Annotated in this window: 24 protein-coding genes; 12 read left to right on the top strand and 12 right to left on the bottom strand. The window is 62.8% G+C overall.

What is annotated here, in order from left to right:
• Positions 1-53 precede the first annotated feature (53 nt).
• Together htpG and ACTJK6_RS04540 are read left to right on the top strand one after the other, a co-directional pair.
• The gene (htpG, locus tag ACTJK6_RS04545; RefSeq protein ID WP_433866726.1) at positions 54-1,976 is read left to right on the top strand and encodes a molecular chaperone HtpG; all 1,923 of its coding nucleotides are present in this window, start codon (positions 54-56) and stop codon (positions 1,974-1,976) included.
• An 8-nt stretch (positions 1,977-1,984) separates the two neighbouring features.
• Complete coding sequence (locus ACTJK6_RS04540) at positions 1,985-2,482, top strand: DNA-deoxyinosine glycosylase (protein WP_440838417.1); 498 nt, start codon at positions 1,985-1,987, stop codon at positions 2,480-2,482.
• Positions 2,483-2,489: 7 nt separating this feature from the next.
• On the opposite strand, the gene ACTJK6_RS04535 is transcribed toward ACTJK6_RS04540, so the two are convergent.
• Both ACTJK6_RS04535 and ACTJK6_RS04530 read right to left on the bottom strand, forming a co-directional pair.
• A complete protein-coding gene (locus ACTJK6_RS04535; protein ID WP_440838416.1) occupies positions 2,490-3,284 on the bottom strand; it encodes a type IV pili methyl-accepting chemotaxis transducer N-terminal domain-containing protein in 795 nt (264 codons plus the stop codon).
• 19 nt (positions 3,285-3,303) lie between these two features.
• Positions 3,304-4,035, bottom strand: a complete 732-nt coding sequence (locus ACTJK6_RS04530; RefSeq protein WP_260802740.1) for a type IV pili methyl-accepting chemotaxis transducer N-terminal domain-containing protein — start codon at positions 4,033-4,035, stop codon at positions 3,304-3,306.
• 432 nt (positions 4,036-4,467) lie between these two features.
• Here ACTJK6_RS04530 and ACTJK6_RS04525 point away from each other — a divergent pair, with 432 nt between their 5' ends.
• The 3 genes from ACTJK6_RS04525 to ACTJK6_RS04515 all read left to right on the top strand — a co-directional run bounded on the left by ACTJK6_RS04525 (position 4,468) and on the right by ACTJK6_RS04515 (position 6,821).
• A complete protein-coding gene (locus ACTJK6_RS04525; RefSeq protein ID WP_232042355.1) occupies positions 4,468-4,977 on the top strand; it encodes a DUF1993 domain-containing protein in 510 nt (169 codons plus the stop codon).
• Positions 4,978-5,178: 201 nt separating this feature from the next.
• Complete coding sequence (locus tag ACTJK6_RS04520; RefSeq protein WP_260802739.1) at positions 5,179-5,937, top strand: tetratricopeptide repeat protein; 759 nt, start codon at positions 5,179-5,181, stop codon at positions 5,935-5,937.
• An 8-nt stretch (positions 5,938-5,945) separates the two neighbouring features.
• Positions 5,946-6,821 (top strand): spermidine synthase, encoded by an 876-nt coding sequence (locus ACTJK6_RS04515; RefSeq protein WP_414560388.1) that lies wholly within the window; start codon positions 5,946-5,948, stop codon positions 6,819-6,821.
• Positions 6,822-6,888: 67 nt separating this feature from the next.
• Here ACTJK6_RS04515 and ACTJK6_RS04510 read toward each other — a convergent pair whose 3' ends face one another.
• The 4 genes from ACTJK6_RS04510 to ACTJK6_RS04495 form a co-directional block, all read right to left on the bottom strand.
• Positions 6,889-7,287, bottom strand: a complete 399-nt coding sequence (locus tag ACTJK6_RS04510; RefSeq protein ID WP_440838415.1) for a nuclear transport factor 2 family protein — start codon at positions 7,285-7,287, stop codon at positions 6,889-6,891.
• A gap of 163 nt (positions 7,288-7,450) precedes the next feature.
• A complete protein-coding gene (locus ACTJK6_RS04505; RefSeq protein WP_232042359.1) occupies positions 7,451-8,626 on the bottom strand; it encodes a vWA domain-containing protein in 1,176 nt (391 codons plus the stop codon).
• Between the two features lie 16 nt (positions 8,627-8,642).
• Complete coding sequence (locus tag ACTJK6_RS04500) at positions 8,643-9,251, bottom strand: GNAT family N-acetyltransferase (protein WP_440076842.1); 609 nt, start codon at positions 9,249-9,251, stop codon at positions 8,643-8,645.
• 13 nt (positions 9,252-9,264) lie between these two features.
• Positions 9,265-10,158 carry an AAA family ATPase gene (locus ACTJK6_RS04495; protein WP_024976154.1) on the bottom strand — a complete coding sequence of 298 codons (894 nt, stop codon included), beginning with the start codon at positions 10,156-10,158 and terminating at the stop codon, positions 9,265-9,267.
• Positions 10,159-10,458: 300 nt separating this feature from the next.
• Here ACTJK6_RS04495 and ACTJK6_RS04490 point away from each other — a divergent pair, with 300 nt between their 5' ends.
• Together ACTJK6_RS04490 and ACTJK6_RS04485 are read left to right on the top strand one after the other, a co-directional pair.
• Positions 10,459-10,827 (top strand): c-type cytochrome, encoded by a 369-nt coding sequence (locus tag ACTJK6_RS04490; RefSeq protein ID WP_232042361.1) that lies wholly within the window; start codon positions 10,459-10,461, stop codon positions 10,825-10,827.
• Positions 10,828-10,838: 11 nt separating this feature from the next.
• On the top strand, positions 10,839-11,237 hold the full coding sequence (locus ACTJK6_RS04485; protein WP_009238577.1) for a c-type cytochrome: 399 nt from the start codon (positions 10,839-10,841) through the stop codon (positions 11,235-11,237).
• Positions 11,238-11,296: 59 nt separating this feature from the next.
• Here ACTJK6_RS04485 and ACTJK6_RS04480 read toward each other — a convergent pair whose 3' ends face one another.
• The gene (locus ACTJK6_RS04480) at positions 11,297-11,731 is read right to left on the bottom strand and encodes a DUF1841 family protein (RefSeq protein WP_009238576.1); all 435 of its coding nucleotides are present in this window, start codon (positions 11,729-11,731) and stop codon (positions 11,297-11,299) included.
• 117 nt (positions 11,732-11,848) lie between these two features.
• Here ACTJK6_RS04480 and ACTJK6_RS04475 point away from each other — a divergent pair, with 117 nt between their 5' ends.
• Entirely contained in the window at positions 11,849-12,784 is a 936-nt protein-coding gene (locus ACTJK6_RS04475; protein WP_440838414.1) for a DMT family transporter, read from the top strand.
• A 71-nt stretch (positions 12,785-12,855) separates the two neighbouring features.
• Here the strand turns inward: ACTJK6_RS04475 and ACTJK6_RS04470 are convergent, their stop codons facing one another.
• Entirely contained in the window at positions 12,856-14,661 is a 1,806-nt protein-coding gene (locus ACTJK6_RS04470; protein ID WP_440838781.1) for a S10 family peptidase, read from the bottom strand.
• A 607-nt stretch (positions 14,662-15,268) separates the two neighbouring features.
• On the opposite strand from ACTJK6_RS04470, the gene ACTJK6_RS04465 reads away from it, so the two are divergent.
• A complete protein-coding gene (locus ACTJK6_RS04465; protein WP_440838413.1) occupies positions 15,269-15,856 on the top strand; it encodes a malonic semialdehyde reductase in 588 nt (195 codons plus the stop codon).
• 60 nt (positions 15,857-15,916) lie between these two features.
• On the opposite strand, the gene nth is transcribed toward ACTJK6_RS04465, so the two are convergent.
• The gene (gene nth / locus ACTJK6_RS04460) at positions 15,917-16,561 is read right to left on the bottom strand and encodes an endonuclease III (protein ID WP_322016425.1); all 645 of its coding nucleotides are present in this window, start codon (positions 16,559-16,561) and stop codon (positions 15,917-15,919) included.
• 14 nt (positions 16,562-16,575) lie between these two features.
• Positions 16,576-17,406, bottom strand: a complete 831-nt coding sequence (rsxB, locus tag ACTJK6_RS04455; protein ID WP_440838412.1) for an electron transport complex subunit RsxB — start codon at positions 17,404-17,406, stop codon at positions 16,576-16,578.
• 140 nt (positions 17,407-17,546) lie between these two features.
• Between rsxB and ACTJK6_RS04450 the strand changes: the two genes are divergently transcribed.
• Positions 17,547-18,242 (top strand): TetR/AcrR family transcriptional regulator, encoded by a 696-nt coding sequence (locus tag ACTJK6_RS04450; protein ID WP_232042367.1) that lies wholly within the window; start codon positions 17,547-17,549, stop codon positions 18,240-18,242.
• A 72-nt stretch (positions 18,243-18,314) separates the two neighbouring features.
• Here the strand turns inward: ACTJK6_RS04450 and ACTJK6_RS04445 are convergent, their stop codons facing one another.
• Positions 18,315-19,586, bottom strand: coding sequence for a polyhydroxyalkanoate depolymerase (locus ACTJK6_RS04445; RefSeq protein ID WP_232042368.1), 1,272 nt, complete (start codon positions 19,584-19,586; stop codon positions 18,315-18,317).
• Positions 19,587-19,791: 205 nt separating this feature from the next.
• Positions 19,792-20,988, bottom strand: a complete 1,197-nt coding sequence (locus ACTJK6_RS04440; RefSeq protein ID WP_232042369.1) for an amino acid aminotransferase — start codon at positions 20,986-20,988, stop codon at positions 19,792-19,794.
• Positions 20,989-21,324: 336 nt separating this feature from the next.
• Between ACTJK6_RS04440 and uvrB the strand changes: the two genes are divergently transcribed.
• Together uvrB and ACTJK6_RS04430 are read left to right on the top strand one after the other, a co-directional pair.
• Positions 21,325-23,415, top strand: coding sequence for an excinuclease ABC subunit UvrB (uvrB, locus tag ACTJK6_RS04435; protein WP_232042370.1), 2,091 nt, complete (start codon positions 21,325-21,327; stop codon positions 23,413-23,415).
• 168 nt (positions 23,416-23,583) lie between these two features.
• On the top strand, positions 23,584-25,668 hold the full coding sequence (locus tag ACTJK6_RS04430; protein ID WP_440816694.1) for a site-specific recombinase: 2,085 nt from the start codon (positions 23,584-23,586) through the stop codon (positions 25,666-25,668).
• Positions 25,669-25,671 lie beyond the last annotated feature (3 nt).

Below are 25,671 nucleotides of genomic sequence, written 5' to 3'. Positions count from 1 at the left end.
GCGCTAGGTGTAGCCCGCTTCTCTTTCCACTTTCCAGACTTTTTATGCACACCATGAGCGCACCGCACGAGAAGATGGCTTTCCAGGCAGAAGTGAAGCAGCTTCTGCATCTGATGATCCACTCGCTGTACAGCAACAAGGAAATCTTCCTGCGGGAGCTGGTTTCCAATGCGTCGGATGCGGTGGACAAGCTGCGCTTTGAGGGCATCGCCAATCCGTCGCTGCTGGAGGGCGGCGGCGAGCTTGGCATCCGCATCGGCTTCGATGCCGCCGCGCGCACCATCACCATTGCCGACAACGGTATCGGCATGAGCCGCGATGAAGCCATCCGCAACCTCGGCACCATCGCCCGCTCGGGCACGCGCGAGTTCTTCAGCCAACTGTCAGGCGACCAGCAGAAGGATGCCGCGCTGATCGGTCAGTTTGGCGTGGGCTTCTACTCGGCGTTTATCGTGGCCGACCGTGTGACGGTGGAATCGCGCCGCGCCGGCGTGGCCGCCGACGAAGGCGTGCGCTGGGAAAGCACCGGCGACGGCGAATTCACCGTCGACACCATCGAACGCGCCGAGCGCGGCACCACCATCACGCTGCACCTGCGCGAGGGCGAGGACGATTTCCTCTCCGCCTGGCGCATCAAGTCGGTCGTGCAGAAGTACTCGGACCATATCTCCCTGCCGATCCAGATGCGCAAGGAAACGTGGGACGAAGAGGAAAAAGCGATGGTCGCCCAGGACGAGTGGGAAACCATCAACCAGGGCAGCGCGCTGTGGGCCCGCCCGCGCGCTGACGTGACGGACGATCAGTACATCGCCTTCTACCAGCACATCGCGCACGAAAACGGCAAGCCGCTCGCTTGGACGCACAACCGCGTGGAGGGCCGCAGCGAATACACGCAACTGTTGTACATCCCGACCAACGCGCCGTTCGACCTGTGGGACCGCGAGCGCCGCAGCGGCCTGAAGCTTTACGTCAAGCGCGTCTTCATCATGGACGACGCCGAGCAACTGCTGCCCGGCTACCAGCGCTTCGTGAAGGGCGTGATCGATTCGGCTGACTTGCCGCTGAATGTCTCGCGCGAAATCCTGCAGGAAAGCCGCGACGTAAAAGCAATTCGCGAGGGCTCGACCAAGCGCGTGCTGGGCATGCTCGAATCGATGGCCGAGTCGGATGACGCGGCCGAGAAGGAAAAGTACGCCACGTTCTGGCAGAACTTCGGCCAGGTGCTCAAGGAAGGTATCGGCGAAGACCACGCCAACAAGGATCGCATTGCCAAGCTGCTGCGCTTTGCTTCCACACACAACGAAGACAGCGCCCAGACCGTCTCGCTGGCGGATTACATCGGCCGCATGAAGGAAGGCCAGGACAAGATCTACTACGTGACCGCGGAAAACTGGACGGCCGCCAAGTCGAGCCCGCATCTGGAAATCTTCCGCAAGAAGGGCGTGGAAGTGTTGCTGCTGACCGACCGCGTGGACGAGTGGATGCTGTCGTTCCTGCACGAGTTCGAAGAGAAGGAACTGGTGTCGGTGGCGCGCGGCGATCTCGACCTGGGCGCCTTGGAAGACGAGGCCGAGAAGGCCGAGCATGCCAAGGTGGAAGGCGAATTCAAGCCGCTGGTCGAGCGCGCCAAGGCGGTGCTGGGCGACAAGGCCAAGGACGTGCGGATCACGCATCGCCTGACCGATTCGCCGTCGTGCCTGGTGGCCGATGAAGGCGACATCAGCGGTACGCTGGCGCGTCTGCTCAAGCAGGCCGGCCAACAAGCGCCCGACAGCAAGCCCGTGCTGGAGCTGAACCCGACGCACCCGCTCGTGCGCAAGCTCGCGCTGCTGGAAACCGTGACCGGCAACGAAGCCGACCGCGCGGCGTTCGAGGATCGCATTCACGTGTTGTTCGATCAGGCACTGCTGGCTGAAGGTGGCGCGCTGACCGACCCGGCGGCTTACGTGCAACGCGTGAACCGTCTGCTGGCCTGACGACGAGCGTGACGCTCAAGCGGTGCTTTCCGCCTGTGGTCGACGCGCACACGCGCGTGCTGATCCTCGGCAGCCTCCCCGGCGAAGCATCGCTTGCGCAATCACAGTACTACGCTTACAAGCACAACCAGTTCTGGCGCCTCGCCGGTGAGGTGATCGGCGAGGACTTGCCAGGCATGGAATACACCGCGCGCCTGCAAGCGCTGCTCGCGCATCGCATTGGCCTCTGGGATGTGGTGGCCGAAGCCAAGCGCGAGGGCAGCCTCGACAGCAAGATCCGCGACCATGCCGGCAACGACCTTGCCGGTCTGATTGCTTCATTACCCGAGCTGAAAGTGATCGCCTTCAACGGCGGCACCGCCGCGCGCATCGGCATGAAGGCGTTGGGCGAGATCGGCGACCACCACACCATTCTCAAGCTCCCTTCCAGCAGCCCGGCTTATGCGGCTGTGCCGTACGCCCAAAAGTTGTCCGCGTGGCATGCGCTGCGTGAGTGGCTGTCGTAGCGCTCTGCTATCTGGGCAGCCCCTCGTACAGGCCCGTTACGTCATCCATCACCTCAAGAATGCGCTCGCTGGTTGTCGCAACGTTGCGCAGCTGTTCTGCGCGCGTGCCTTCTGTCTGCTTGAGCGCCTCGGCAAAGAACAGCCATTGCGTGCTGGCCAGCTGCAACTCACTGCTGATTGCTGCGGAGTTCTGCGGCGCAGACGTCAGGAATGCTTGAGCCGCCGTAAATTCCTTCATTGCTGAATCGAGATCCTGTGTCATCTGCGCAGAGGTAATGTCCCACGCGCGGAACATGCTCAGCTTGGCAATGCGCTGCGAGAACATCCGCTGACGGCCGGCTACGTTGATCAGCTTGCCCGTTGGCGTGCCCGATTGTTTCTCCAGCAGCGCTGTGCCCTGTTGCGCGAGCTTCAGCACGTCGTCGCTGGCTTGGGCGATCTTCTTCGCGTTATTGATGTTGGGCTCGCTGCCTGTCAGCAACTGCCTGTAGACGAGCCACGTCTGTTCAAGTTTGGCGTAGGTGTCCTTAATCTCGGGCGTGGGTGCGAATGCCTTCAATTCCGTGAGTTGCCGATCGAAGAGCGCGATGGACTGCTCGAGAATCTTCTTCGATCGTTCGACCTCCACGCCCAGGCCGATCTGGCAATACGCCTTGGCCATGCGCTGCGACAGCATGCGCTGGCGGCCCGCCTTGTTGATGGCCGCGTTGATCGTCAGCGGTTGCGCGCACGCGTTCCCGACCAGGCCTGACAGCAGGGCGGAGCACACAAGCAAGCGGATGAATTGCAGGTAGGGTTTCAAGCGGTTCTCCGTCTCATGATCAACGCAGTGACATGTGCCCGAACGTGCGCGATGCCGGGGTCGATGGCCGGCGTGCGCCCGCACCGGGCTGCGAGGCATCGTCGGTTCCGACGACATTGCGGATCAACTGGTCCATCTCCTGAATGATGTCTGCGAGCACCGTCGTAATGACGGAGAATTCACGCCCGTACGGCCCCGCACGCGCCGCCGAGACGCGCGCGTTCATGGCGACGATGTTGGCCTGCATCGAGATGCGTCCGAGGTGCGCGGCGATTTCTGCCTGGCGTTTGCGCAGTGCGACTTCGCACAGGTGCATCTCTTCTTGATAGGCCTGCGTGATGGTCTGCAGCAGTTCCAGCATGGGCGTGGCTTGCGCCACGAGCGCATCAAGAGACGGGTTGCGTTGGGCCGTGCTGGTCGACAAGGTGTCGATAGCGCTTTTGACCAGAACGATGAACTCGCGGACGCGCGCGTCACCACGCAGCTTGCCGAAGTACAGCTGACGCAGCGCTTCCGAGAATGCCCCGGGCAGGCGCGCATTGCCCTCGACAAGATCGGTGTGTGCCGACGCGAATGTCGCCAGGCATGACCGCGCGATGTCGAGCGCAGCGGCGTGGCCCTGCGCGGCCAACACCATTTGCAGCACGATCCGCTGCGACAGCATGCGTTGCCGTCCGGACAGGTTGATCAGCTCGCCAATGGTCTCGACGGACACATCGGCCGTGGGGGCCGGGGTGGTGGAAGCGTTCATGTCGTGCCTTGCTCGTGGTGTTGAGGTTGACGCAGCCGCGAAGGCAAAAAAAAGCGCTCCGAAGCGAGCTGGCGACGCACCGGTTGCCCGGGTTGTGCCGTGTCGCCTCGGAGCGCCGTTGCCCCGAACGCTCCCTGCGGAGCGTGCCATCGCGATGTGCCAAGTTGGATCGAGGCCGCCGTTGGCCCTGTCCTTGCCAATGCAATAGCCATGCCACGCGAGAGACGCAGGCGGCACCGTCGATCGGCCCACGTCAGGAAGATCCGCCGCACTAATCTCGTGCCAAATGCCTCATGACGAAGCGTGCGGGTGCGTTATGCAGCGGCCGAATCGCTGGCCTACACTGTGCCCTGCGCAAGAAAGCGCGGCGCCGACGGATCGTGCAAAAGATCGTCGGGGGGCACAACGATGGATACCGAGGAAATCACTTCCATGACCACACCTTCGATGTACGAGTTTCTGGTTCCAACCGTGAACCGCATGCTGGGTAACCTGTCGGCCCTGCTCGACAAGGCGGCTGCGTACGCAGAAGCGAAGAAGTTCGACCCAGCCAACCTGATGAGCGCGCGTCTGGCGCCGGACATGCATCCGTTCACGCGGCAGGTGCAGATTGCCTGTGACCAGGCCAAGGGCGGTGCGGCCCGACTGTCGGGCAATGAGGTGCCGTCGTACCCGGATGTGGAGACGACCATTCCAGAGCTGAAGGCGCGCATTGCCAAGACCCTGGAGTTCGTCAACAGCATCGACCCTGCGGCATTTGCCGGCAGCGAAGATCGCCAGATCACGCTCAAGAGCCCGACGCGCGAGCTGCAGTTCACGGGCATCGATTACCTGCGCGGCTTCGTGCTGCCGAACCTGTATTTCCACATCACCACCGCTTATGCGTTGCTACGCCATAACGGCGTGGAGATCGGCAAGCTGGATTTCCTCGGTCGCCCCTAAGAGGCGCCTTGTTTCAAAGACAACGCCGGCTGCCTGACGACAGGCGCCGGCGTTTGTTGATGGGTCGGCTCCATGCGCGTTCGGGGGGTGTCAATGCGCAAACGTTAAGGGTGCGTCACACCGGTGCCGCAGCGCATCTGTCACAATCGCGCCCGTGGCCGACGCGGGGGGTGTCGGTGCATTTCACTATCGGGCCTTCACATGCCGTTTTTCGGAATCGGGTTTCACGTCATCGTTGCGCTGTTTTTTGCGGTGCACGTGGTGCGCAACAACCAGAACATGTACTGGTTGTTCATCCTCTTTGCGTTTCCATTGCTGGGCAGCGTGGTGTACTTCTTCGCCATCTATCTGCCCGAGATGCGCCACTCACGCGGTGCGCGCGTCGCCGGCCGCGCGGTGACGCAACTGATCGACCCGAACCGCGCCGTGCGCGAGGCGCGCAATGATTTCGATCGTGCCCCGACCGTGCAACACCGCCTGCGCTTGGGCGAAGCCCTGCTGGAGGCCGGCAATGCCAAAGAGGCGCGCGAGCATTTCGAGCAGGCGGCTAAGGGGCCGTTTGCCGGCGACCCGGCCGTGCTGCTGGGCTTGGCCCGTGCGCAGTTCGCCACGGGCGATGCGGCACTTGCCAAGGGCACGCTCGACACACTGTTCGAAGCGCATCGGGTGACGCGCCAGCAGCCTGATCCGACATTGCTGTACGCACGCGCATTGGCCGCGACGAACGCACCGAGCACGCGCCAGGCATTCGAGCAAGCCCTGACCTGCGCGAACGACGCAGCGGCCCGTTGCCTGTTCGGCGAATGGCTGCTCGCGCAGAACAACGATGCCGACAAGCAGCGCGCCCAGGCCCTGTTTGAAGAGATCCTGCGCGACGCCAAGCATTGGACGCGCTATGCCAAAGACCACAATCGCGAGTGGCTGCAGCGCGCAGCTGCCGCTCAGTCTTCTTCCCGTTGATCCGCTTTATGACGCTGTTGAAACGTAAATCCATCGAGGCCGTCGCCTCGCGCCGCCCGGCACGCGCCAAGCGCGAAGACCACCTGGACCACGATGACGAACCGAAGCGCATGGCCCCGCGCTTTGCGCCCGTCACGTTCTCTGAACTGGCCGGCGTGCGCTATCTGCACTTTGGTACCGAATGGGTGCAGGGCGCCATGCGCTTGTCCAAGCCCGATGCCATCGAACTGGAATACGCGCAGCAGATGATGGCGTGGCTGCTGTTTCTCGATCCGGCCGCGCGGCCGGATTTCCACGTCGTGCAACTCGGTCTCGGTGCTGCTGCGCTGACCAAGTTCTGCCACCGCCAACTTGCGCCCGCGCAGGTGACGGCGGTGGAGTTGAACCCGTCCGTGATCGTCGCGGCGCGCAGCATGTTCGGCATGCCGTTTGACGACGCGCGCTTGAGCGTGCTTGAGCAGGATGCCTACGACTGGGTGATGGACGCCAGCCACCACGGCACCGTCGATGCACTGCAGATCGACCTGTATGACGCCACCGCGCGCGGCCCCGTGCTCGATACGCCGGCCTTCTACAAGGCTTGCCGCCAGGTGCTGCGCTCGCCGGGCGTGATGACGATCAACCTGTTTGGCGACCACACGAGCTTCCCGCGCAATATCGAGCGCATTTGCGACGCGTTCGACAACCGCGTGCTGGTGTTCCCGGAAGTGCACGACGGCAACGTGATTGCGCTGGCGTTCAATGGCCCGCCGCTGCACGTGAGTTGGGAAGCCGTGCAGGCGCGTGCCGCCGCGCTGCAGGCCTCGCTCAAGCTGCCAACCAAAGGCTGGGCAGAAGGACTGCGCAGTGCCAATGCCGGCCAGGAAGACGCGCTGTCCATCTGAACTTTGCATGCCTCAATGCAAAACGCCCCGGCATTTCGGGGCGTTTGCTTTTTGTGCAGTGGCGCGCTCAGGCGGCGTCGCCCATGCCGGGCATCTGGTCGATGAAGCCGATCACCGCGTGCATGCGGGCATCTTCAATGCGCACAAAGTCGGTGCCCTTGACCAGCGCCTGGCCCTCGGGGCCGAGCGTCCAGCGGAAGCGGATCGTGTCCTGCACAACATTCACGCCGCCGTCGCGCGCAAAGCGGAAACCGGGGAACTTGGCCTGCACGCCGGCAATGAGGGCATCGATGCCATCATGTCCGGTGCCTTGCATGAGCGGATCGACATACGTGGCGCCTTCTGTCCAGGTCTGCGCGACGAGCGCGCGGCGTTGAGCAGCGTCCGTCGCGTTCCACGCGGCAATATAACGGTCGACCAGCGCATCTGCGAGCGTGTCGTTGGCGGCGAGTTGGGTGGCAGTCATGGCGTTTCTCCGTTCGAAGAGGGGTGGCGAAATCGGGAAGCTCTGCGGCACGGTGATGCGCTTCCGTGCTGCATGGCTTCATCTTCGATGTCGGCGTGGATGGTGTCGATTACGCGGCAGGTAATCACCACATCCATGCCCGGAGAAACGCTAGGCGGGATCGTTACTTGGACAACAACCGCATCGCCGATTCCAACCCGGCAATCGTCACCGGATACATCCGCGTCTTCACGATCTGATTGATGACTGAGATGGACTGCCGGTACTCCCACAGGCCCTCCGGCTCGGGGTTCAGCCAGACGAACTTTGGAAACTGGTCGATCAGCCGCTTGAGCCACGTGGCGCCGGCTTCGGCGTTGTTGTATTCCACCGAGCCGCCTGCCTGCAGGATCTCGTACGGGCTCATGGTCGCGTCACCCACGAAGATCAGCTTGTAGTCGGGCGGGTATTTGCGGATGACATCCCAGGTGGAGAAGCGCTCCGCGTGGCGGCGCCGGTTGTTCTTCCACAGCCATTCGTACACGCAGTTGTGGAAGTAGTAATACTCGAGGTGCTTGAACTCGGTCTTGGCGGCGGAGAAGAGTTCTTCCACGCGTTTGATGTGGTCGTCCATCGAGCCGCCCACGTCCATCAGCATCAGCACCTTGACGTTGTTGTGCCGCTCGGGGCGCATCTTGATGTCGAGCAGTCCGGCGTTGGCGGCGGTGGAGTGGATCGTGTCGTCCAGGTCCAGCTCGATATCGGCTCCGTCACGCGCGAACTTGCGCAGGCGGCGCAGCGCCACCTTGATGTTGCGCGTGCCGAGTTCGACGGTGTCGTCGTAGTCCTTGTAGGCACGTGCTTCCCACACCTTGACTGCTGTGCGGTTGCCCTTCGATGGCCCGCCGATGCGAATGCCCTCCGGGTTGTAGCCGCCGTGCCCGAACGGCGATGTACCGCCTGTGCCTATCCACTTGCTGCCACCCTCATGCCGCTCGTGCTGCTCGTTCAGCAATTCCTTCAGGCGCTCCATGAGCTTGTCGAGACCGCCCATGGCTTCGATCTTGGCCTTTTCCTCGGGCGACAGCTCGCGCTCCAGCTTCTTGGTGAGCCAATCCAGCGGAATGTCCGCGCGCCAATCCACCGCGCCTTCCACGCCCTTGAAGTAGGCGCCGAACGCCTGGTCAAACTTGTCGAAGTGTTTCTCGTCCTTCACCAGCGTCATGCGCGCCAGGAAGTAGAACTCGTCGAGCGACGGCGCGATGACCTGCTGCTTGAGCCCTTCGAGCAGCGTCAGGTATTCCTTGACCGAGACCGGCAGCTTGGCGTGCCGCAGCGTAAAGAAGAAATCGATGAGCATGGTGGTCCTCCGGCGCTCAGGCGCGCGGTTGCTCGAGCTTGTATTGCAGATGGCGTTTCACGGTCAGCCATTCCGATTCGATGATCGAAAACATGACCGTGTCGCGGAAGCTGCCATCCGGCATGCGTTGGTGATTGCGCAACACGCCGTCCTGCTTGGCGCCGAGCCGAGCGATGGCCGCGCGGCTCTGATGGTTCATCCAGTGCGTGCGGAATTCGACCGCAATGCAGCGCAGTGTTTCGAACGCGTGCGTGAGCAGCAACAGCTTGCTTTCCGTGTTGACGGCCGTGCGCTGGACGGATTTTGCGTACCAAGTATGGCCAATTTCCAGCCGGCGGTTGGCCTCGTCCACGTTGAAAAAGCGCGTTGCTCCGACCACATTGCCGGGCTGCCCATCGTGCATCTCGCGAACGACGAAGGGCATGGCGCCCAGCCGCTCCCGCATGTCCAGCGCAATGGACAGCCAATCGCTGGTCTTTTCCGGAGAGGGCACGGAGGTGTACCAGAGCCGCCACAGCTCGCCATCGGCGGCCGCAGCGCGCACTTCATCCAGATGCTCTGGCCCGAGCGGTTCCAACCAGGCGTGCTGGCCGGACAGCGTGACGGGCTCGATCAGGCGCGGCATGGTGTGGGCTGGCTCAGCGGTTGGCGCGGTTCATGAACACCAGGCGCTCGAACAGGTGCACGTCCTGTTCGTTCTTGAGCAACGCGCCGTGCAGCGGCGGAATCGCGGCGTTCTTGTCCTGACTGCGCAGCGATTCCGGCGGAATGTCTTCGGCCAGCAGCAGCTTGAGCCAGTCGATCAGCTCAGATGTCGACGGCTTCTTCTTCAGCCCCGGCAGGTTGCGCATCTCGTAGAACGCATCCAGTGCGGCCTTCACGAGCGCTGGCTTGATGCCCGGGTAGTGCACGTCGACGATGGCCTGCATCGTCTCCGCATCCGGAAACTTGATGTAGTGAAAGAAGCAGCGGCGCAGAAAGGCGTCGGGCAATTCCTTCTCGTTGTTCGAGGTGATGATCACCAGCGGGCGGTGCTTGGCGCGGATGGTTTCGCGCGTTTCGTACACGTAGAACTCCATGCGATCCAGCTCGCGCAGCAGGTCGTTCGGGAATTCGATGTCGGCCTTGTCGATCTCGTCGATCAGCAGCACGACAGGCTTATCCGCCTCGAAGGCCTGCCACAGCACGCCCTTGACGATGTAGTTGCGGATGTCGTGGACCCGGTTGCTACTTTCCTTGTCGCCCAGTTGCGAGTCGCGCAGGCGGGAGACGGCGTCGTATTCGTACAGGCCCTGCTGCGCCTTGGTGGTCGATTTCACGTGCCACTGCAGCAGCGGCATGCCTAGTGCGGCGGCCACTTCCTCGGCCAGCATGGTCTTGCCGGTGCCCGGCTCGCCCTTGATGAGCAGCGGGCGCTGGAGCGTCATGGACGCATTGACGGCGAGCTTGAGATCGTCGGTGGCGACGTACTGGTCGGAACCTTCGAAGCGTGAGCGCTGGTCGGATGGGGCAGGCGAAGTGGTGGTGTTCATCGTGCAAGCCTACTGAGCGGTAAAAGATTTGGAAACGGCCAGTATAAGAGCATTTGCGTGTTTGACGCCGGGCGGCGGCAGGGCGGGCGCGCTGTGCCATTCCTTGCTGTCAAGTCACGGGAGCCCTAACTGGACTGGCAAAAAAGCGGTGCGGTACAATGCGCCGGTTTGACGCACCTCAAATGACCGTCTTCTGGCTTGTTGCCAACGGCGGGTGAATGCGCCCAGCGAGACAGCCGGCTGAGACGAGCCAAGCCGGCAGGGCGAGCAGGATTCTGAAACTCCACGCTTAAGAACGAGATGAAAAAGATCCTCACCATGGTGGCCGCCTTGGGCACATTAGGCGCACTGTCCGCCGCAGCCAACAGCGCTGCCGCAGCCGAAGTTCAGGGCAACGCTGCCGCCGCCGAAAACAAGGTCGCCATGTGTATCGGCTGCCATGCCATCCCCGACTACAAGACGTCGTTCCCCGAGGTGTATCGCGTGCCCTATCTTGGCGGCCAGAACGCCAAGTACATCGAAAGCGCGCTGCATGCGTACCAGAAGGGTGACCGCAAGCACCCGACCATGCGCGCCATCGCCGGCTCCCTGACCGACCAGGATATCGCCAACCTCGCCGCGTATTACTCGCAGCAGACGGCCGCTACCCAGAACAACCCCCAGAAGTGACGAGGAAGAACATGAAGAAGATCTCGCTCGCAATCTCGTTCAATCTGGGCGCGCTGATGCTGGCTGCGGCCGTGTCGGCACAGGCCGCCGATATTGAAAAGGGCAAGCAGCTGGTGGAGAAGGGCGCCTGCGTGGCCTGCCACGGTGCCGGCCTGAACGCACCGATCTCACCGGACTATCCAAAGCTTGCCGGCCAGCACGGCGACTACATCTACCACGCGCTGCTGGCCTATCAGACCAGCAACAACCCGCTGGTGGGCCGCAGCAACGCCATCATGGCGGGTCAGGTCAACAGCAACCCCGCCACGATCGGTGCCGACGGCAAGCCGCGTCCGTTCACGCAGGCGGAGCTGAAGGATATTGCCGCGTACATCGAATCGCTGCCGGGCTCGCTGGTACTCAAGAAGTAACGCGGCATCGCCGGTAAAGAAAAACCGCTCTTCGGAGCGGTTTTTTGTTGGCGTCGGATTCAGCGGGCGGTGGCGCGCTTGCGCACGCATTCGATGTAGGCATCGCCGTCGGGCGGCAAGCCGGTGCGCTGCGCCGTCCACAGCATCTGGCCCAGGCATTCCATCACCTGATGCTGCGCCTCGTGCGGCGAGTCGAGCCGCTGGGCCAGGGCTTCATACGCAGCCCGAATGCCGCGCGGCTGGTCCACTGACACCTGCTCGCTGATCGACAGGTGCATTGACAGGTGCAGGAACGGGTTGCTCTGGCCGCTTTCCGGCGTGTAGTCGCGGGCGAGGGCTTCTTCGCCGGCTTCCAGGGTGTCGTGGTATTCGGGATGCTGCAGCATCCAGTCGAGCGCCATGGCTTCGAGCGGCGTGAGGATTTCTGCCTGGCGGTGCTTGCGCCACGCGCCGCAGAAGAATTGACGGACTTCGTCGCGGGAGGGATTGAACATGATCCCGGTATTGTACCGGCGCGCCTCGATACCTGCCGGGTCGCTTCAGGAGACCGCAACGCTACAATGGCGCCCCGCACCTGCAGACGGCGAACCCAAACAAAAACGCCGCACTTCATGAGACAAGCCACCGATTCCTCCCTCGCAGCACGCGCCGCCGACAAGCTCCTCGGCGTGCTGCTGATCGCCGTGTCCGCCGCATCCTTCGGCGCGATGGCCATCTTCACGCATTACGCCTATGCGAGCGGTGCCAATGTGGTCGGGCTGCTGATCGTGCGCTTCGTGATCGCAGCGGCGGCGCTGATGGTGGTGATGCGCGTTCGTCGCATCGGCATACCGCCGTGGTCGCGCGTGGCGGGGCTGGCGGCAATGGGCGGCATCGGCTATGCCGGGCAGTCGTTCGCGTTTTTTACGGCGTTGAACTACGCGCCGGCCAGCCTGGTGGCGCTGCTCCTGTATCTGTATCCGATGTTCGTGACGGTGCTGGCGGCGATTTTCCTGCGCGAGCGGCTGACCCCCACGGCGATCGTCGCACTGGTGCTGTGCTCGGTCGGGGCGGGGCTGACGGTGGGCGGTGCGGGCCTGTCAGGCGGCAGCCTCCTCGGCATCGGGCTGGGTGTGGCCTCCGCGGTCATTTACTCGATCTACATCACGGTCGGTGCACGGGTCACGCGCGGGCTGGATCCACTGGCGTGTACGACCGTCATCTGTACTGCCGCGGCCGTCGTGTACACGGGGATGGCGTTGCTCGGCGCGCCGGCGCATCTGCCCGGCACGTTCAGCGGCTGGGCAGCGGCACTGGCCATTGCAGGCTTGTCGACGGTCGTGGCCATCCTGACCTTCTTTGCCGGCTTGCAGAAGTTGGGGGCCGCGCAGGCGTCGATGCTGTCGACGCTGGAGCCGGTAGTGACGGTGCTGCTGGCGGCATTGCTGCTCGGCGAGTCGATCGCGCCCATGCAGATGACCGGCGGCGCGCTGATCCTGGCGGGCGTGCTGTGGCTTACGCGTGCAGATGCGAAGCCTGCCGGTCACGGCGTGGATGACATGGCCTGAAGCCGAATCCTCGCTCCAACAAAAAACCGCCCAGCGTGAACTGGGCGGTTTTGCTTTCTGCCTTGAGGCGATTACTTCTTCTGCCCCGCCGGCAGGCGTTGCAGGCTCTGCACCCGCATCAGGGCCGGACGATCGGCCATCACGCCATCGTAGAACGAAGCCAGATCACCCTTGAGCGCGGTGCGCGACGCATCGTTCAGATAGATCATGTGGCCCGACGGGTAATTCTTGATCGTCAGGTTCTTCGCCTTGAGCGTCGGGTCGAGCGGCATTTGCGCCAGCGTCAGCTCGGTCTGGTGGAACGGCGTGACCGCGTCGAAGTAACCGCTGGCCTGCAGCACTTTCAGGTCGGGGTTCAGGCTCATCGTCGAGGCGAGGTCGCCGGCGGTGTACAGCGTGTTGCCGCCGCCCTTGTTGGCACCCGTCGGGTCGATGTGGCTGAAGTCCCAGTTGTTGAACACGGCGTCGTTCAGGTCCACGAACGACGAGGTCGACGTGTACTTGAGCTGGGTGTTCAGGTAGCTGTTCCACAGCACCGTATACGCGCCACCGATGTTCGAGATCGACGGATCGTTGCTGCCCGAGTTCGGCAGGATGAACGGCGCGATGCCCTGGCCCGTGTAGTTGGCGCGGCCGTCATACTGGCCGATCTGGATGCCTGGATTCAGCGTCAGGAAGAACGTGTACGGCGGATTGTTGTTCTGCGACGGCACGTTGCCCAGCGCCGCCGGATTGCCGAACGTCTGGATCAGAGAGACCGGATCGGTGCCGATGTACGAGCCCATCGTCTGTGCCGTCGCCAGATTCAGGTTCAGGCGCACGTTGACGAAGCCGCCGTCCGCGGCGCTTGGCGCTTGTGCCAGCGGTGCCAGCGTGTTGTCGGCGTAGTTGCGGGCCTGGGCCATGTAGCTGTCGAGGTCGGTCGGTGCCGGATTGAGCGTCGTCTTCTTCCAGTAGAACGCGTCGGCGGCCAGCGTCGGGAAGGTGCCCACGGCCGAGAGCGCATTCGCGTAGTCGAGGATCGACGATTGCAGCGTGATCCCGTTCAGCTCGATGCCGTCTTCATGCAGCACCCACGACAGCACCGCACTGCGCGCCGTGCCGTACGACTCGCCGTACAGGAACTTGGGCGAGTTCCAGCGCGAGTTCTTGGTCAGATAACGCTGAATGAAACGATCGATGGAGTGCGCGTCCTGGTCGGTGCCCCAAAAGTCCTTGTTCTTGGCCGGTGCGATGGCCGCCGAGTATCCGGTGCCGACCGGGTTGATGAACACGAGATCGGACCGATCGAGCAGGCTGTCCGGGTTATCGGGCAGCTTGTACGGCGCCGGCGGCGTGAAGTTCGGGAACGATGACTGAAGCCGCTTCGGCCCGAACGAGCCCAGCAGCAGGAACACCGACGACGAGCCCGGCCCGCCGTTATAGAAGAACGTCACCGGACGCGGCTTGGATGGGTCCGGATTGTCCTGCGTGTACGCCACGTAGAACATCGTCGCGTTCGATTGCGACGTGACGGGGTCGATGGTCGTCAGGTGCCCGGCGGTGGCCGTGTAGGCGATGCTCTTGCCGCCGATCGTCACCGTGTGGTGCGTGATGGCTGCACTTTCGCCGGGGTCGGCGGCCAGGGCATCGTTGGGCCCGGTGCCGTAGACGTTCGGATCGACGTAGGGTTGGTCGGGCGGCACGGCGGCCGTCACCGGTTGCGTGGTTGCGTTGCCGGCGTTGGTGGCAACGCCGCTGGGGTTGGCCGCGGCGGACGAGTCGCCGCCGCCGCAACCCGCCAGCAGCACGGCAGACAGCGCTGCGGCCGCAAACGATACACCAAGGGTCCGGGACAATCCTGCAAAATCACTGGTCGATAACCTGGATTTTTTCATGGCGATAATGGCCTTCTTCAGGGTGACGAACGCCATCACTTAAAACGAATGGTTTTAAGTGGGCTCCATATTCGATTTGCGTTTTGTAATTTCGGTGCGACGCGAACCAAATATTATGATTTCCCGCCGTGTCAGCGGAAGCTAATTCAACTGGTTTTTATTTGGTAAAGGAAGCCCCTGAAATCCGATTGGATTTCAAAAAGAAACGACGTTGGGTTCAGGCCCGTAGGGTGTTTGCGCAAAGCCTGGCAAGGGCTGTGCGAAAACGTGGGGATGATTGCAGTCGCGCGCCTGGTTTAAAACAAGGCGCGAATCCGATACGTCCAACCCTGCGGGTAATGCAATGACGAACGAAAAAGTAGTTCGTAAGGAAACCGTTGTAAAGGGCTCTTTTTTCATTGCGCGCGATGCGGTGTAAAAATGACCATGCCAATACCATGGCGCATCGCAATAGGTGCGATTAAATACAAGCAAGGCATGCCGATTTTTCTAAAGTCTGTGTGCGGCTGACGGGTGCCGGATGTCCATTCGGTGTGTGCAGGTGTCCCGCACGTGCGGAACCGGCGCATTACAATGCGCTCCTCAACTCTTTCCGGAGCACCCCGCAATGCCGATGCTTGAACCGTCCGCGCTGGACCAACTGTTCCACGCAGCCCGTACCCACAACGTGTGGCTGGACAAGCCGGTCGACGACGAACTGCTGCACACGCTGTACGACACCGTGAAGTACGGCCCGACCGCCGCGAACAGCACGCCGGCCCGCTTCGTGTTCGTCAAGAGCGCGGCCGCCAAGGAGCGCCTGATTCCGTGCATGTCGCCGGGCAATCAGGAAAAGACCCGCCAGGCGCCCGTGGCCGTGATCGTCGCGTACGACACGCAATTCCATGAACAACTGCCCAAGCTGTTCCCGCACACCGATGCGCGTTCGTGGTACGCGGGTGACCAGACGAAGATCAACGCAGCCGCGCTCATGAACGGCTCGCTGCAGGGCGGCTACCTGGTGCTCGCCGCGCGTGCCCTGGGCCTGGACTGTGGCCCGATGGCCGGCTTCGATGCCGACAAGGTGAATGAGACGTTCTTCCCCGACGGCCAGTGGAAGGTCAACTTCATCATGAACATCGGCTACGGCGACGCGGAAAAGCTGCATCCGCGCAACCCGCGCCTGTCGTTCGAAGAGGCGTGCAAGATCGTTTGATCGACAACTGGTCGCGCAAAGAAAACGGGGACTCGCATCAGAAGCTGCGGTCCCCGTTTTTTATTCCTTCGGTGCCGGTGTCTTCGGCCTGAATTCGCACAGTGGCTCGATGGCGCAATGCCAGCACTCGGGCTTGCGAGCCTTGCACACGTAGCGCCCATGCAGGATCAGCCAGTGGTGCGCATCCTGCCGAAACTCTTCCGGCACCACCTTCAGCAGCTTCAACTCGACTTCCAGCACATTCTTACCCGGTGCCAGCCCAGTCCGATTGGCCACGCGAAAGATGTGCGTGTCGACCGCAATCGTCGGCTCACCAAAAGCCGTGTTCATCACCACGTTGGCCGTCTTGCGGCCCACCCCTGGTAGTGCTTCCAGCGCAGCGCGGTCACGAGGCACTTCTCCGCCGTACTGGTCGAGCAGGATGCGACACGTCTGCAGAATGTGCTTGCACTTGGTGCGATACAGCCCGATGGTCTTGATGTATTCCGTGATGCCTTCTTCGCCCAGCGCCAGCAGCTTGGCCGGCGTATTGGCCACTGGAAACAGCTTGCGCGTCGCCTTGTTCACGCCCACGTCGGTCGCCTGCGCCGAGAGCAGCACCGCAATCAGCAACTCGAACGGTGTGGTGTATTCCAGTTCGGTGGTCGGCGTTGGGTTGTTCTCGCGCAGGGTCTCGAAGATGGCGTGGCGCTTGGCGGAATTCATCGTCGGGGCAGGATTCAGTGGGTGTCTGCGTCGGGTTTGGTGCTGTGTTCGATCTGGCTGGCGATGCGCTTGCGGCGGGCTTCGGCTTCGTCAATCTGGGCTTGCACATCCGCCGACACGTTGGTCACATTGCGCGGACCTTGCCCTCGCGCGGCCATCTCGGCCTGCTTCTGACGCGCCCGTTCAATCGCAGCCTGGATGATCGCCTTCTTGCGCGCCTGCGCGGCGAGTTCGGCATCGTCGGCTGGTTGTTCGGCGCTGACTGCAGCGAGCTTGGCCGCGGCCTTGGCGACGAGCCGCGCCTCGTTCTCGGCTTGTTCACGCTTGAGGCGTGCGTTGCGGAAGACGTAGCGGTCCCGGGCTACATCGGCTTGCTGCTGGCTCCAGGCATCCCAGCCCGTGCGTTCGCCGGTGATGGGGACCATGTCGATGCAATCGACAGGGCAGGGCGGCACGCAGAGGTCGCAACCGGTGCACCAGTCTTCAAGCACCGTGTGCATCGCCTTGGGTGCACCGACGATGGCATCGACGGGGCACGCCTGAATGCACAGCGTGCAGCCGATGCAGCGTTCGGGGTCGATGACGGCGATGGCGCGAGGCTGTTCGATGCCGTTGGACGGCTCAAGCGGCAGCAGCGCACCCGTGCGGCCGAGTGCGTCGGACAGCCGGCGAATGCCTTCCGCGCCGCCGGGCGGGCAGCGATTGGGCAGGGCCTCGCCGTTGGCCATGGCTTCAGCGTAAGGGCGGCAGCCGTTGTAGCCGCACTTGGTGCATTGCGTTTGCGGCAGGAGGTTTTCGAGCCGGTCGGCCAAGGATGCGGCCACTGCGGAGACCAAGGAAACCACGATGGGACTTGTTGTTTGAATAGCTTGCCATTATCGCCGATTTGGCCCCCGCGCAAGGCGTGCATGCCCTGACGTGGCATACGGCGGGCATGTATCAACCCTATGACATAATTCCTGCGTTCTAAACGGACCGAGGTGCCATGCCGTCTCACCAAGCCGCACCAATCGCCGACATCGAAGCTGATGCTCATGGCGAATCCGCCGCACCCCGCACGCGTCGCGACCCCGCCGGCACGCGCCGACGCATCCTTGCTGCTGCCATCGAGGAGTTCTCGCGGGGCGGTTTTGCCGGTGCCCGCGTCGACGCCATTGCCCGCCGTGCCGAGACCAACGAGCGCATGCTGTATTACTACTACGGCAGCAAGGAAAAGCTCTTCCTGACCGTGCTTGAGCATATGTATTTCCGCTTCAAGGAGGCGGAAGAGCAGGTGCAGATCGAGTCGTCGGACCCGCGCGAGGCGGTCGTCCAGCTTGCCCGTTTCGTCTGGGACTTCTATTACGAGAACCCCGAGTTCATTCGTCTGCTCAATAGCGAAAACCTGCACGAGGCGCGGCATCTGAAGACGTCGCCGCATCTGGTTGAGCTGGTCAATCCGGTCATCGAGGTGCTGCGCGGCGTGGTGGAGCGTGGCCAGCGCAGCGGCATCTTTCGTGACGACGTTGATGTCTCGCGCCTGTATCTGACGATCTCGGCGCTGGGTTATTACGTCCTGTCCAATCGCTACACGATCAGCGCGGTGGTGGGCCGCGACATTGCCTCGGCTGATGAACATGAGGCGTTCGCACAACTGCATATCAAGATGCTGCTGGCGTATCTGGATCGGCCCAAGGACTGATCGGCTGAAACGTCGTCGCGCAACAAAAAAGCCTCGCGGTTGCGAGGCATTTTTTTTCTTGGTGCGTCGGGCTTAGGCGACAGCCTTGATGCGCGGAGTGTTTTCGTCGTAGCGGCGAATGAAATCACGCAACTGCGGATACACCTGCTCGCGCCAGCGGCGGCCCGAGAAGATGCCGTAGTGGCCGCATTTGGGCGCCGTCAGGTGCTGCCTGCGCGCGTTCGGGATGCCGGTGCACAGGCCATGCGCGGCTTCGGTCTGACCGCTGCCTGAGATATCGTCCAGTTCGCCTTCGATGGTGAAAAGCGCGGTGCTCTTGATGTCCTGCGGACGCACCGGCTTGCCTTCCACCACCCACGTGCCGTTGGCCAGATGGAATTCCTGGAACACGTCGCGGATGGTTTCCAGGTAATACTCGGCGGCCATATCCAGCACGGCGTTGTACTCGTCGTAGAAGCGCACGTGGGCTTCAGCGTCTTCCGTGTCGCCCTCGATCAGGTTCAGGTAGTAGTCGTAGTGGGATGACAGGTGACGGTCCGGGTTCATCGCCACGAAGCCGGCGTGCTGAAGGAAGCCTGGATACACTCTGCGACCGTGGCCCGGATAGTTCGCAGGCACCGTGTAGATCACGTTGTTCTCGAACCAACTGTGCGACTTGTTGGTGGCCAGCGAGTTGACGGCGGTCGGGCTCTTACGGGCGTCGATCGGGCCGCCCATCATGGTCATGGTGCGCGGCGTCTTCTCGCCGTCCGAAGCCATCAGCGAGATGGCGGCCAGCACGGGCACGGTCGGCTGACACACCGAGATCACGTGCAGCTTGTCGGCACCGATGTGATTGATGAACTCGCGGATGTAGTTGATGTAGTCCGACAGGTGGAAGGCACCTTCTTCGGTCGGCACCATGCGGGCGTCGATCCAGTCGGTCACATACACCTTGTGGTCCTGCAGCAGCGTGCGCACGGTGTCACGCAGCAGCGTGGAGTGGTGGCCCGACAGCGGCGCACACACCAGCACGATCGGCTCGTCCTTGAGCAGCTTGATGGTCTCGGCGTCGTCGGCGTAGCGCTTGAAGCGGATCAGGCGGCAGAACGGCTTCTCGATGATGGTCTGCTCAACGATCGGAATGTCGCGGCCGTTGGACTTGACGGAGCGGATGCCGAATTCCGGCTTCTCATACTCCTTGCCCAGGCGATACAGCAGCTCGTAGCCCGCAGCGTAGCGTTGCGCGCCGGGCATCAGGGACAGCGGACTCAGTGGGTTGGTGAAGGTCTTGGCGGTCGCTTGGGCCCAAGCCGTCATGGGGCTGAGCAGGGCGCGCTGGAATTCGTGAAGCTGGTAAAGCATGGCTGGACCGGTCCGTGGTGGCGAGGGCGACGCAAATGATTATGCACCTAGGTGCAGATTACTGCGATGCAGCATAAACCCTGATAACAGAGTGTTGCACGGCTTCTATGATGCGCCCGTGTCAGTCTAGCCCCATGCAGCAAAAAAGCGGCCGAAGCCGCTTTTCTTTTTGCAATTGCACCTAAGGCGTGACGCCTACGGCACCTTACAGAACGTCGGCGATGGCATTCACCACGGCGTCGATGTTGTGCGTGTTCAGCGCGGCCACGCAGATGCGGCCGGTCGACACGGCGTAGATGCCGTGCTCGTTGCGCAGGCGATCCACTTGCGCGGAGGTCAGACCCGAATACGAGAACATCCCGCGCTGGGCTTTCACGAACGAGAAGTCGGTCTTCACGCCCTTGGCGGCCAGCTTGTCGACGAGTGCGTTGCGCATCGACTTGATGCGGTCGCGCATTTCGCCCAGTTCCTGTTCCCACATCGCGCGCAGCTCGGGGCTCGTCAGCACGCTGGCGACGATCGTGCCACCGTGCGTCGGCGGGTTCGAGTAGTTCGTGCGGATCACGCGCTTGACTTGCGACAGCACGCGGGTGGCTTCGTCCTTGCTGGTCGTCACGATCGACAGCGCGCCGACGCGCTCGCCGTACAGCGAGAACGACTTCGAGAACGAGCTGGAGACGAAGAACGGCAGGCCGGATTCGGCAAACAGGCGCACGGCCAGGCCATCTTGCTGGATGCCGTCGGCAAAGCCTTGGTAGGCCATGTCCAGGAACGGAATCAGGTTCTTGGCCTTGATGACTTCCACGACCTGCTTCCACTGCTCGGTGGTCATGTCCACGCCGGTCGGGTTGTGGCAGCAGGCGTGCAGCACGACGATCGTGTTCGGCGCGTAGCTGTTGAGCGAATCCATCATGCCGGCGAAGTTCAGGCCGTGCGACGGGGCATCGTAGTACGCGTAGTTGACGACTTCGAAGCCGGCCGACTCGAACAGGGCGCGGTGGTTTTCCCAGCTCGGGTCGGAAATGGCGACCTTGGCGTCCGGGTACAGGCGCTTGAGGAAGTCGGCACCGATCTTCAGTGCGCCGGTGCCGCCCAGGGCTTGTGCGGTGACCACGCGGCCTTCAGCGATCAGGGGCGATTCAGCGCCAAACAGCAGCTTCTGCACGGCCTGGTCGTAGGCAGCGATGCCTTCGATCGGCAGGTAGCCACGCGGGGCAGCGGCGGCCAGGCGGGCCTTCTCGGCTTCCTGCACGGCGCGCAGCACCGGAATTTTCCCTTCGTCGGTGAAGTACACGCCCACGCCCAGATTCACTTTGGTGCTGCGGGTATCGGCGTTGAAAGCTTCATTCAGGCCCAGGATGGGATCGCGCGGAGCCAGTTCGACGGCAGAGAAAAGCGACATGAGATGTCTCGATCGGTTGGTTCGGAATTCGGTGGGATCTTGCAGGCGGTGCGGCGCGGACTCCGGGGCGGGTCGCCCGGCGCCAGATGTACAACGAGGCGCGCACGAGGATGGATTGTACCGAATACAGGCTCTAATCGCCTGAAAAATCCTTGCAGAACAGGCGCCTAAAGCGTTTGAACGGCCAGTACAGATGTGCGGGCCCCGCTGTCCAAACGATTGCTCGGGCTGCACGCTACACTAGACGATTGGTTGCAATTGCCGCTGCCGCCCTCATTTTCCGAGGGCGTGCGAGTCACTTTGTCGACTTCCCGCGCTGCCATCCTACCCGCCGCCATGACCGATCTGAGCCAAGTCCCCAGCCCGCACGATGAGTCGAAGTTCGTGACTTTCGAGGGCTCGCCATTCCAGTTGTACCAGCCGTATCCGCCGGCCGGCGACCAGCCGGAGGCGATTCGCCAGCTCGTGGAGAACATCGGCGACGGCCTGTCGTACCAGACGCTGCTGGGTGTTACGGGCTCGGGCAAGACCTTCACCATGGCCAATGTGATTGCGCAGGTGGGGCGACCGGCCATTGTGTTTGCGCCGAACAAGACGCTTGCAGCGCAGCTGTATTCGGAATTCCGCGAGTTCTTCCCACGCAATGCGGTCGAATACTTCGTCTCGTACTACGACTATTACCAGCCTGAGGCCTATGTGCCGCAGCGCGACCTGTTCATCGAGAAGGATTCGTCGATCAACGAGCACATCGAGCAGATGCGGCTGTCGGCCACCAAGAGCCTGCTGGAGCGCCGTGATGTGGTGATCGTGGCCACCGTGTCGGCCATCTACGGTATCGGCAACCCGAGCGAATACCACCAGATGATCCTGACGCTGCGCGCGGGCGACAAGGTCAGCCAGCGTGACGTGATCGCGCGCCTGATCGCCATGCAGTACACGCGCAACGAGACCGATTTCCAGCGGGGCACGTTCCGTGTGCGCGGCGACACGGTCGACATTTTTCCGGCTGAGCACGCAGAGATGGCAGTGCGCCTGGAGCTGTTCGACGACGAGGTCGAATCGCTGCAGTTGTTCGATCCGCTGACCGGCCGCGTGCGGCAGAAGATCCCGCGCTTCACCGTCTACCCGTCGAGCCACTATGTAACGCCGCGCGAGACCGTGTTGAAGGCCATCGAGACCATCAAGGTGGAACTGCGTGAGCGGCTCGATTTCTTCTACAAGGAAAACAAGCTGGTGGAAGCGCAGCGGCTGGAACAGCGCACGCGCTTTGATCTGGAGATGTTGCAGGAGCTCGGCTTCTGCAAGGGCATCGAGAACTACTCGCGGCATCTGTCGGGCGCGGCACCGGGCGAGGCGCCGCCGACGCTGGTCGACTACCTGCCGCCCGATGCGCTGATGTTCCTCGATGAATCGCACGTGCTGATCGGCCAGCTCAACGGCATGTACAACGGAGACCGAGCACGCAAGGAAACGCTGGCCGAATACGGCTTCCGCCTGCCTTCGGCGCTCGACAACCGGCCGCTCAAATTTGCCGAGTTCGAGACCAAGATGCGGCAGGTGACGTTCGTGTCGGCCACGCCGGGGGATTACGAAAAGAAGACGGCGGGCACGGAAGTCGTCGAGCAGGTTGTGCGCCCGACCGGCCTCGTCGACCCGATCATCGAGGTGCGGCCGGCCACGACGCAGGTCGACGATCTGCTGTCTGAAATCCATGTGCGCGTCGAGGCTGGCGAGCGCGTGCTGGTGACGACGCTTACCAAGCGCATGGCCGAGCAGTTAACTGAGTTCCTGTCGGAGAACGGCATCAAGGTCCGCTACCTGCATTCGGACATCGATACCGTCGAACGCGTGGAAATCATCCGCGACCTGCGCCTGGGCACGTTCGACGTGCTGGTCGGTATCAACCTGCTGCGTGAGGGTTTGGATATTCCCGAAGTGTCGCTCGTGGCGATCCTGGATGCGGACAAGGAAGGCTTCCTGCGCGCCGAGCGCTCGCTCATCCAGACCATCGGCCGCGCCGCGCGGAACGTGAACGGTACCGCCATCCTGTATGCGGATCGCATGACCGATTCCATGAAGAAGGCGATTGGCGAGACCGAACGCCGCCGCGCAAAGCAGATTGCCCACAACGAGGCGCATGGCATTACGCCGCGCGGCGTCGTCAAGCGTATCAAGGACATCATCGACGGCGTGTACAACGTCGACGACGCGCGCGCGGAACTGAAGGCCGCGCAAGAGGCTGCCAAGTACGAGGACATGAGCGAGAAGCAGGCGTCCAAGGAAATCAAGCGCCTGGAAAAACAGATGCTCGATCACGCCAAGAATCTCGAATTCGAAAAGGCGGCGGCGGTGCGCGATCAGCTTGCCAAGCTCAAGTCGCAGCTCTTTGGCGCGAGCGGCGAAGACCATATCGTTCCGGCCGCCTGAACTGCGCGGCCACGTGCATTGTCAGAGGCCCGCTGTCTTGTACAGGGCAGGCGGCGGGTGACTGGAGACACCATTTCAAATCAAGCTCAGGCGCTGCGCGTCGCCTGACTGGGGAACCGGCACATGCTGCAGCGCTCGACTGCACGCGTTCGCCATCAAGGGAGTTCGATGTTCGATTTTTTGCTCAACCCATGGCGCAAGTGGCGCGCTTCCCGGCACGCCAGCCATCAGCTCGATGCCATCCTTGCTCAGTTCGAGCCGACGCGCAGCCTGGCCGAACGCAATGAATGGCTGATCGAGCTGGGCTACTGGCTGCGCCGCGCGGAGCGGCCTGCCGGTGCCGCGTCGGAGTCCTGGCGCTATGCGCGCCTGCGCTATCTGCTGCAGGTGCTGGAGAACAATCCGGCCCTGGCCGAACGCGTCGGGCAGACATTGCGCAGCATCGTGCAGGACAACGACCCGGTGTCACTGCTGTGCGATACGGGGTTGTCTTCACGGTCGGGTTTCTGGAGCGAGTTGATCGACCGCTGGCAGGCGCGCTGGCTACCGCCCGCACCGAATCAGGCGCAACTGGCAACATTGTTTGCACTGCTGTTTGTGGGGCCGACCGATGCGCAATGGGTCGACGGCCTGGACGACGAACTGGTCACGCGCCTTTACGCGCTGTTCCGCGCGGGGATGACGGATGCCGATCACGCAGCCGGCCAGACAAGACTTGAGCGCAGCCTTGGCATCGGCATCCAGATCCTGATCAGCCAAGTCCGTGCGGCGGGTTTGTCGCGCGGTATCCGCAGCCGCATGGACCACGCGGAACTCACCGATTCTCCGTTCTATCTGCTGGCCGACGCTGCCAACGCGATCTTCCTGGAACGGCCCAATACGGAGCTGGCGAGCCCCGAGCGGTTCCTGCAGGAGCTGAACTATTTCCGCGCCGTGCTTGACCGCTGCCGAACGGCGACGGCCAGCGTGTATCAGCATCTGGATGAGAACGGCGTCTCGGTGGAGGTCGTCTTCCAGGTCGAGCGCATGAAGGCGTGGCTGGGCCGCATCGATTTGCTGCTGACGGCGTGGGCGGACACGCAGGGCTCGCGTCGCTTCGTGCATATGACGGCCGAGCTGGTATCGGCCAGCCAGCATCGCCGCAGCGTGGGGTATCTCGTCCGTTCCACGTTTGCCGATCTGGCGCGCAAGGTGGTCGAGCGCTCCGCGGAAAGCGGCGAGCACTACATCACCCGCGACGGCAAGGAATACGGCGCGATGGTCAAGGCCGCAGCCGGCGGCGGCGTCATTACGGCGGCCACGGTGTACATCAAGTTCTTCATCACCGGGGCGCATTTGTCGCGCTTTACCGAAGGGTTGTTCGCGTCGATCAACTATGCGGTCAGCTTTCTCGGCATCCATTTCGCACATTTCACGCTGGCCACCAAGCAACCCGCCATGACGGCGCCCGCACTGGCGCACCGGCTCGATCAGGTGGGTCGCCAGGAAGGGCTGGACCGCTTTGTCGACGACACAGTTGCCATGATCCGCTCCAACGCGGCGGCGATCGCCGGCAACCTGGTGGCCGTGGCGCCGGTGGCTTTCCTCGTGCAATGGCTGGCCGGGCGGTTCTTCCATGCGGATCTGATTTCGGCAGCGAAGGCGATGGCGACCATCGATTCGTTTTCGATTCTCGGGCCGACGCCGCTGTACGCGATCTTCACGGGTGTGCTGCTGTGGGCCTCAAGCCTGGCGGCGGGGTGGGCCGACAACTGGTTTGCGCTGCACCGAGTGCATGACGTGATTGCCTACCACCGGCGCTTGCGGTTCATGGTGGGCACGCAGGGGGCGCAGCGCATTGCCAGCTTCTGGAAACGCAATCTTTCAGGCATTGTCGCCAACGTATCGCTGGGCTTCATGCTCGGGCTGGGGCCCGAGATCCTGTCGTTTTTCGGCCCGCACATGGAAGTGCGCCACGTCACGCTGTCGACCGGTGCGGTGGCAACTGCCGTGGGCGTGCTTGGCCCCGACGTGATGCATACGGCGCCGTTCTGGCTGGCCGTGGCAGGTATTGCGCTGATGGGGGTGCTGAACGTGCTGGTGTCGTTCGCACTGGCCTTCAATATGGCGATGCGCTCGCGCAACCTGCGTGGGGTCGATCGCAAACGCGTGACGGGTGCCGTGTGGCGGCGCATCTTACGGGACCCGCTGTGCCTGCTGGTGCCGCGCGCCCCGACTGCGAGCACGCCGCCCAGCACCAGCACGCCGGCCTAGGTC

Source organism: Ralstonia sp. 22086, assembly GCF_052045975.1.
GTDB lineage: Bacteria > Pseudomonadota > Gammaproteobacteria > Burkholderiales > Burkholderiaceae > Ralstonia > Ralstonia wenshanensis.
This window is presented reverse-complemented; position numbering and strand designations above follow the sequence as displayed.